Here is an 8560-nt window from a genome sequence, read left to right as displayed (position 1 = left end):
AGATGAAAATACCATTCAGCACTATGTCAAAGCGCAGGGAGCCGAAAAAGAATATAAAAGGATTCACCAACAGCAGCTAAGGCTGTTTTGATACCTCGTCAGCTTGCTGCGAGGTAGTTCATTCCTTTTTAAACCTTAAACAGCCATAAAATAAAAAAATCGCCCGGCATATAACCACCGGGCGATTTTATAAACACAAGCACGCTATTCTATTTCACCATTTTATGAGTTGGTGTATCTGTAGGCTGGGGCATTACCTGCGTATCCTGCAGGTTTAGTGCGCCGCCTTCGGGAATAGCAGGGTTTTTATTGCCACCAAACTGCTGTTCCATCTGCTCCAACTGTTGTAGCAGCATTTGCGATGCCTGCAGGTCGCGCTCCATATTTTCTGCATCAATACCGGTTAATGCATTATAATATTTAATCTGCTGCTGCAAATCGGTCTTCAAATCCTTATTCACCTTAGCCGCCAGTTTCGGATCTTCTGCCAGATAACAAGCTTTCAGGAACATCAGGGAGTAATAATTGTGCATATTATTGCGCGATACCATACCGTATGGAAAATTGCTGCTGAGCATCATTTTATCTGTTCTTTCCAGCACTTTGCGGGCATCTTCCTTACGGTTTTTATCCACGAGATCAAGTGCCAGCTGCGTATCGGCATCGCGGATAATATTTAAATGACGACGGTTTTCTTCATCAAAATACACATTGAAGATATTGGCGTTGCCGTAGCCAAATTTATTCATTACTACATTAAACATCCAATCGGTATTGATAGGTGAATTGACCACCGGCACCAGCCGGTAACTGAGTCCGTCGCGGCGGATGTAATTACCAAAGCCTAAGTCGTCATAAGGCATGGTGAAGTAAATAGGACGCTGCCAATTGTTGGCGGCAATAATATTCAGCATCGCCAGATCGCCTTTGTAAATAGCTCCCTTCTGTATTTCAAACTGTAACTGGCTTACCACAGTATCGGTTGGGTTTACAGTACCATTACTTTTAACCGTATTTACATCTACCGGTACAAATACTTTGTGTGTAGGAAAAATATTGTAGCCGCGCTCTTCTACATTGGCATCATTACCTACATAGTTTTTCATTACATCGTAGAGGTTATAATACTGATTGGCATCGTAGCCGGCAGCTTGTTTATAAATAGCAATATCCCTGTTCTTACCTTCAATCTGCTGCGGCGTCCAGATCACATCAATCGGGGCGCTCTGGTTTACTTTATACCGCAATTGGTTGATGTACCAGTCAATTCCCAGCAAGCTGGTGTTAATCACCCGAATGTCGGGACGAATACCTTCTACCTCCTGCGCGTACCACAACGGATAAGTATCATTATCGCCAAAAGTAAACAGTATAGCATTGGGTGCACAGCTCTCCAGGTAGTCTTTTGCAATATCCCGCGCCAGCTCTTTACGGCTGCGGTCGTGGTCGTCCCACTCCTGCTGCGCCATCAGCACCGGCACTGCCAGCATGCACACTGCAAAGGCAAGGATGGTAGCAGTGCGTTGGTTCATTTTTTTACTTAACCATTCTATTATTTGCAACACCCCAATACCCACCCAAATAGCAAAGGCATAAAAAGAGCCGACATACGCATAGTCACGCTCGCGTGGCTGGTTGCCTGGCTGGTTGAGGTAAATAATAATAGCAAAGCCGGTTAGAAAAAATAGTAAAAGTGTTACAAACGCATCATCGCCGCGCCGCTTGAAATGGTAGAACAAGCCAATCAAGCCTAATATTAATGGTAAGGCAAACAAGGTATTGTGACCTTTGCTGTTCTTGATACTATCCGGCAGGAGCGATTGGTTGCCGTAAATCATGCTATCTATAAAATTGATTCCCGTTATCCAGTTGCCATCGCGTTTATTACCGGCGTATGTACCTTCTATATCGTTCTGCTTGCCGCTAAAGTTCCACAGGAAATAGCGGAGGTACATAAAGTAATTCTGATATGAGATAAAGAATTTTAAATTATCACCAAAATCGGGTGTGCGGCTGTAAGTGCCATCCTGCAGTTTGCTGGCACCCATAAAAGAGGCATAATAATCGGCATGCCCCTGGTCGTTGCTGGCATCCCACATACGCGGAAACACCATCTTATCCTGCGGCAAATAAACCGGTTTTACGTCTTTGCCGGTTTCTATATATTTATCCTTTCCGGTGGTGCTTTTTTGGTAGCGCATGCTTGTTTCGCGGTACTGCACCGGCTGCGCTGTAAATTTTTGTCCGTACAGTATTGGCCAATCGCCATACTGGTCGCGACCTAAGTAACCTACCAGACTCATAGGATTGTCTACGTTAAACATATCCACAGCCGGGTTGGCACTGCTGCGAATCATGGTAGTAAGATAAGAGCTATAACCAAGGAACATAAATGCAGTGCACCACAATCCAAGGCGAAGAAAGCCCCAATGCTTTTTGGCAGCATAGCGCAATCCCAGCCAGATACCCACAGCAACGAGTATAAAGAAAATAGTAAACCCGGAGAAGAAAGGCAGCCCCATTGAGTTGACAAAGAAAATATCGAAATGACCGGCTACTTTAATAGAAAGCTGAATAATAACTACCTGTACAATACCGGTAATGATAAAACCGATTACCGTAAAGATATATGCACCGCCGTAGTATTCTTTTTTATCCTTGTTTAAAGCTTCTATCAGGTACAGCAATCCAATAACGGCAAGCGTTCCCAGAAGCATTAAACCGGATAACGTAGAGTCTTTTATCTGTACATCATCGCCAAAGGCATTTTGCAGTTGCGGCAGCATATCGTTGAGTACATTCTGGTCGCCACGGTTAGCCAGCATAGCGCCAAAAAATGCCAGCACGCCGCCAATCGCCACTACCCAAATAAAGTATTTACGGATAACCGGATAGTTAAACGCCGGGCGTTTGCGGAAATAATACACTGCAACAATTGCCGGGATAGTAAGCAAACCCAACAGGTGAACGCCAATAGACAAGCCCATCATAAAAAAGATAAACACAATCCAACGGTCGGCATGTGGCTGATCGGCTTCGTGCTCCCACTTTAATATTGCCCAAAATACAAGCGCCGTAAAGAAAGAAGACAGGGCATACACCTCACCTTCTACCGCGCTGTACCAAAACGAGTCGGAGAACGTATAGCACAAAGCGCCTACTACGCCTGCCGCCATAATGCCCCAGATTTGCGTGCCGGTAAGCGGCACTTCGGTATTTTTATGCACGATACGGCGCGCAAAGTGCGTGATGGTCCAAAAGAGAAACAGAATGGTAAAACCACTTGCCAGGGCGCTCATAATATTTACTGCTTTGGCTGCCGTCATTGGGTTGTCGCCAAACAGGATGATAAAAAACCGTCCGATCAGTACAAAAAGTGGCGCGCCCGGCGGATGTGGAATTTGTACTTTAAAACAGCTACTTACAAATTCGCCGCAGTCCCACAAGCTGCCACCAGCTTCGGAGGTTAAAATATATACCGTACAGGCTATCAGGCATACTACCCAGCCGGTAATGTTATTCACCCGTTTGAAGTTCATAAAAGTGTGTCGTTTTTTTAAGAGTGGCAAACATAACGTAAACTGGGTAAACTCTTATTTAGGCGGTTTATTTTAAGAATAGATTTATAAAAAGGAATAAAAACAGGAGCAATAAAGTTTACAGTAAAGCCATATACTAATTGGAAAGCATTATAAAATCGTGAAAGAGATTGCAGAGATATACAATTATAATAAAGTAAAATTATCTCTTGAAAATAGATAACAGCCGCAACCCTTTTTGTACATACACGTATTCATTAAAAACAAATGAATATGAAAAGCGGTATTTTTAAAAGCATTATGATAGCCTGTACCATGGTGCTGTTTTTGTCCTGTAGTAAAAGTAGTAGTTCTTATGGCAGCAATACGCCGCCTCCCGGCAACAGCAACAGTAATGATGTAAAAATAGCCAATATGAGTTTTGCTGCTGCCACCATTACCATAAACAAAGGCACCAAAGTTACATGGACTAACAACGATAATATGACGCATACAGTTACAGCAGACGATGGTAGTTTTGACAGCGGCGATTTAAATAAAGGTGATACGTATTCCTATACTTTTGGTAGTACTGGCACTTTTGCTTATCACTGCAGCTTTCATAGCGGTATGACCGGCTCTGTGGTAGTAAAATAAATTTGGCTGAACAGCATTTCGCATTTTCTGCCCATGGGTTCGGCGCACATCGTACACGAGCAGCATCAGTAAGCACAACTAACGTGGAGCAATTATTACGCTTTCATAAAAAAAACAGTAAAACTCCGGAGAACTAATCTATTTTGAGCTCCGGTTACTATAATCTTTTTAAGTGTAATACATTGATGAATAAGATAAAGCCATTTCAAAAATTAATCGTTAAATTAATAGCTGTTTTTCTCTTGCCTATGCCTGCATTTGCCCAACCAGCAAAGGTGTTATTGGTAGAAAAGGGGTTAATTTTCGATACGGTCCCTTTTAAGTCCTGCCATGCTTCCACAATAGTGCAGTTATCCAACGGTACATTGATGGCAGCGTGGTTTGGCGGGGAAGAAGAAGGCAGCCCTGATGTAAGCATCTGGACAGCTGTAAAAAAAGACAGCGGCTGGACAACACCAATAAAAACAGCAGATGGCATACAACCGGATGGAAAACAATTTGCCTGCTGGAACCCGGTGTTATTTAAAGCAAAAGACGGTACTTTATACCTGCATTACAAAGTAGGGCCAAACCCGCGGGAATGGTGGGCGATGTATAAACTTTCTACAGATGATGGTAATACCTGGTCTGCCGCAAAGCCTTTACCAGACGGCTTTTTAGGACCTATTAAGGATAAGCCGCTGCAATTGTTAGATGGTCATATTTTATATCCCTCCAGTGTAGAAAGCAGAGATGAGCAGTGGTGGACTATCCACATAGAGCAATCGGATGAGAAGCTGCAGCAGTGGCAAAAGATAAACATTGATTGCGATACTTTCCAGGTTATTCAGCCTACATTGCTTACTTATCCGCACAATAAATTGCAACTATTAGCCAGGAGTAAGCAAAATGTAATTGTTCAAGGCTGGTCTGATGACAACGGGCATACCTGGAGCCGGTTGACCAAAACGGCATTACCTAATCCTAACTCCGGTATCGATGCGGTTACTGTAAACAATCAATTGCAGGTATTGGTATATAATCCGCTTCGAGCGGGTCAAGACTGGTGGGAAGGCCGCTCTGTATTAAAGCTGGCCATTTCTACAGATGGGGAGCACTGGCAGGATATTTACTCTTTTGAGCATGAGCAAAAGGGCGAATTCAGTTATCCGGCTATTATCGCCGATACTTCGGGCAACCTCTACGTTACTTACACTTACAACCGGGCTAACATTAAATTTGTTCATTTGAGAATTGCCGAAACGAAATAAACACAACAGTGAGGTTTTATATTGAAGTAACAACCTGTAAAACCTGGATTTCCAATAGCTGCGTTATTCAGAAGTCCTTCCTTAAAGCACTGGCAAAACTATTACTTCAATTAAATGCTGCGATTCTATATCCTTATATCTTCAGGTTTTTTGTTGTAAAAAATAATAAGGAATCTGGTATTGATTAATTTCAGTCAGCCTTTAGCAACCACTAAGAAGTATTATGAAACAACTGCAACGCCGCCTTTTGTCTATTGATGTGTTTCGTGCCGTTACTATGCTGCTGATGATTTTTGTAAACGATTTTGATGGTGTAACCGGTGTGCCCGAGTGGATAAAACACGCACCTGCCAATGAAGATGCACTTGGCTTCGCCGATATAATTTTTCCCGCATTTTTAGTAATCGTAGGCTTGTCTATTCCGTTTGCCATCAGGAGCAGGCTCCATCGCCGGCAAAGTACCAGTCGCGTATTTATATATATTCTCGAGCGTTCTTTAGCCTTGCTGGTAATGGGCTTTTTTCATGTAAATTTAGAAAACTACAGCAGTGCTGCTTTCCTGCCAAAACCTGTTTGGGAAATACTTATTACAATAGGTTTTTTTCTTATTTGGCTCGATTATCCTGAAAAAGTGAAAAGAAATACGCGTTACCTGTTGCAGGCTGCCGGTATCGTACTGCTGGCGATTATGGCTATTTTGTATAAAGGCGAAAGTGCAACTGGGGTGTTGGTGCCCATGCAGCCGCAGTGGTATGGCATATTGGGTTTGATAGGCTGGTCATACATTATTTGTGCAAGCATTTATTTATTTTCAAAAGGTAAGCTGGCGATCCAGTTTATTGCATGGGCGCTTTTCTTTTTATTCAGCGTAGCTACCCATGCGCACCTGCTCAACTGGCTACAGCCTGTACACCGCTTTGTATGGATTGTGGGCAGCGGCTCTATGCCTGCTTTTACAATGGCGGGTGTTGCCGTGAGTGTATTATATTCAACCGTGGCTGGCAAAAACAGAGATGCACTTTTCTGGTCGCTACTTATTGCATTTGGTGTGTTTAATATCATCATCGGCTTTGGCACACGTCCACTTGATGGCATTTCTAAAATACACGATACCCCATCGTGGGTAGGCATTTGCACAGGTATAGCCATTTTGGTATTTGCACTTATGATTTACATTGTTGACATTAAAGAACAAACTAACTGGTACAAAGCCATTCGCCCTGCGGGCACCAGCACACTCACCTGTTATCTTATTCCCTATATCCTGTATTCTTTTTATGAATTGTTTCACTTCCATTTTATGCCTTTTTTAAATGAAGGTATTGGCGGATTTATCCGCTCGTTTGCTACTGCGTTTATTGTTATCTGGATTGCCGGCTGGCTGGAGAAAAAGAGTATCAGGATAAAAGTATAAAAAGTGCCTGAATTGGCATTTGTAAGACTTTTTATAACGAACAGCAAAGCGCATTGATTAGTATGTCAATATTGCTAACGTTTAGTCTTTTGTTTTGCTTCAAGTACAATTTTGTAACACATAAAAATACGCTAATACCATTTTCAATTATATAGCATAATATACGCTTCCTGCTTAAGATTTGTAGTTTTTTATAACGTAACTTATTTGAAACTTGCATAGCAATACATCCAATTACTTTCCCACCAGCACAATATAAGCACTCAGCCATCGCCCAAAACGGCTTGTAAATAGGATATACCTGTTTAATATTTTTAATAACAGTGATTTTAATCCTTGCTGCCATTCGTTGTACACCCCGTTATACACCGTGAGATTAAAACCTGCATTTTTATATAAAACCTGGTATTCTTCTATAGTTAATAATTGCTCTGTCCAGCTGCCGGTAACGGGGTCGCAGGTATTGGTGGGATGGTTGATAACTGTTGGTAATTGTTTGGTATGTATAAACGTAGTTGCAGCCTGCAAAATATCCGCCGTATTCATCCCTCTGGTAACACTTGCAAGTGTTGTTACCTGGTGTTCAGGCAAATTAAAATGTTCTTGTATGATGCGCTTTCTTACTTCTAAAAATGGTAAGCCTGCATACGGGTTATCGCTGCTTGTATGCTGCGGGTTACTCCATTTGTATTCGTCCTGCTGTTGTAGCTTTTTGATAGTGTAGGTTTTAAAAGGATTAGCCGTAACGGAAGCAGTAGTAAACACTGTGATCATTGTTGCATTCAAGGCTTTGATATTTTTCAAAAAGTTACCTACATCATAAATATGTTCAATTACATCGGTGCCGGCAACCGCATCAGGAATAGGATGAGTTTTACAAAAATGGACTATCGTATCCCAATCGCCGGTGAGTATCGCATCTACCGGATTTTTTAGTTGCCTGTTTAAAAATTGAGCAGCGTACACAAAGCTTGTATTTATATCAACGCTATAGACTGTTTTAAAACCGCAATGCTTTGCAAACATACCCAGCAGTCCATTGCCCGCACCATAATCAAGCAGTACCATTTCTTCTTTTGGCTTGATGGAATATTGAACAATTTTTTGCAGCACCTGCGCATAGATATGCAGATAGTAAATACGTTGGGAAATAAGCAGTTGAAGATATTGGGCAGGATACGATTCTATATGAAAATCAGTTATGGGGATGGATTGCAACGTTGCAGAAAAAGTAAATATATACTGCTTAAACATATCGGTGACAATATAAGCTTTCTGCTATAATACGCTGTGATACTTTTGACAGTCCGGATGATTTGCATTAGGCTCATGGCAGGAACACTTTGGATCAAAAAGTGGACATAATCTTTATCTGTTCCTATCTCAAGGAATGCTATCTCATATCGTTTTGAAATCTCAAGGCTTACTTTTTTTAAACTTTTATCAACCGCTTTTGAAAATACAACCCGACCATACTTTCAGGACATATATAATGGTACAATAAAACTGATACATTATGACTCTTATAGATATATTCACATACCCCATAAAGATAATGTTAAAAGCGAAGCAGAGCCTCGCGGAACTAACTCCAGGAGAATGAACTACCTCGCAGCAAGCTGACGAGGTATCAAAACAGCCTTAGCTGCTGTTGGTGAATCCTTTTATATTCTTTTTCGGCTCCCTGCGCTTTGACATAGTGCTGAATGGTATTTTCATCT

Annotated in this window: 5 protein-coding genes and 1 pseudogene; 3 read left to right on the top strand and 3 right to left on the bottom strand. The window is 41.8% G+C overall.

Annotated elements, in window-relative coordinates:
* Nucleotides 1–209 precede the first annotated feature (209 nt).
* Nucleotides 210–3539 (bottom strand): DUF2723 domain-containing protein, encoded by a 3330-nt coding sequence (locus FC093_RS24315; RefSeq protein ID WP_240743428.1) that lies wholly within the window; start codon nt 3537–3539, stop codon nt 210–212.
* Between the two features lie 273 nt (nt 3540–3812).
* On the opposite strand from FC093_RS24315, the gene FC093_RS23195 reads away from it, so the two are divergent.
* The 3 genes from FC093_RS23195 (at nt 3813) to FC093_RS23185 (ending at nt 6839) form a co-directional block, all read left to right on the top strand.
* The gene (locus FC093_RS23195) at nt 3813–4175 is read left to right on the top strand and encodes a cupredoxin domain-containing protein (protein ID WP_170971206.1); all 363 of its coding nucleotides are present in this window, start codon (nt 3813–3815) and stop codon (nt 4173–4175) included.
* A gap of 185 nt (nt 4176–4360) precedes the next feature.
* Nucleotides 4361–5425: a sialidase family protein gene (locus FC093_RS23190; RefSeq protein ID WP_137264208.1), complete on the top strand. Its 1065-nt coding sequence runs from the start codon at nt 4361–4363 to the stop codon at nt 5423–5425.
* Between the two features lie 223 nt (nt 5426–5648).
* Nucleotides 5649–6839 (top strand): DUF5009 domain-containing protein, encoded by a 1191-nt coding sequence (locus FC093_RS23185; protein WP_137264207.1) that lies wholly within the window; start codon nt 5649–5651, stop codon nt 6837–6839.
* 234 nt (nt 6840–7073) lie between these two features.
* Here FC093_RS23185 and FC093_RS23180 read toward each other — a convergent pair whose 3' ends face one another.
* Nucleotides 7074–8093, bottom strand: coding sequence for a class I SAM-dependent methyltransferase (locus FC093_RS23180; protein ID WP_137264206.1), 1020 nt, complete (start codon nt 8091–8093; stop codon nt 7074–7076).
* Nucleotides 8094–8125: 32 nt separating this feature from the next.
* Nucleotides 8126–8370, bottom strand: a pseudogene (gene tnpA, locus FC093_RS23175) (IS200/IS605 family transposase); the annotation flags it as partial.
* Between the last annotated feature and the right edge of the window lie 190 nt (nt 8371–8560).

The sequence above is a fragment of the Ilyomonas limi genome (genome assembly GCF_005233845.1).
GTDB classification, from domain to species: Bacteria; Bacteroidota; Bacteroidia; order Chitinophagales; family Chitinophagaceae; genus Ilyomonas; species Ilyomonas limi.
The sequence above is the reverse complement of the archived record's forward strand: the minus strand, read 5'-3'. Positions and strand labels throughout refer to the sequence as shown.

Excerpts from the sequence above, each read along its gene's own strand:
- FC093_RS24315 (WP_240743428.1), bottom strand. The coding sequence starts at position 3,539 with ATGAACTTCAAACGGGTGAATAACATTACCGGCTGGGTAGTATGCCTG.
- FC093_RS23195 (WP_170971206.1), top strand. The coding sequence starts at position 3,813 with ATGAAAAGCGGTATTTTTAAAAGCATTATGATAGCCTGTACCATGGTG.
- FC093_RS23190 (WP_137264208.1), top strand. The coding sequence starts at position 4,361 with ATGAATAAGATAAAGCCATTTCAAAAATTAATCGTTAAATTAATAGCT.
- FC093_RS23185 (WP_137264207.1), top strand. The coding sequence starts at position 5,649 with ATGAAACAACTGCAACGCCGCCTTTTGTCTATTGATGTGTTTCGTGCC.
- FC093_RS23180 (WP_137264206.1), bottom strand. The coding sequence starts at position 8,093 with ATGTTTAAGCAGTATATATTTACTTTTTCTGCAACGTTGCAATCCATC.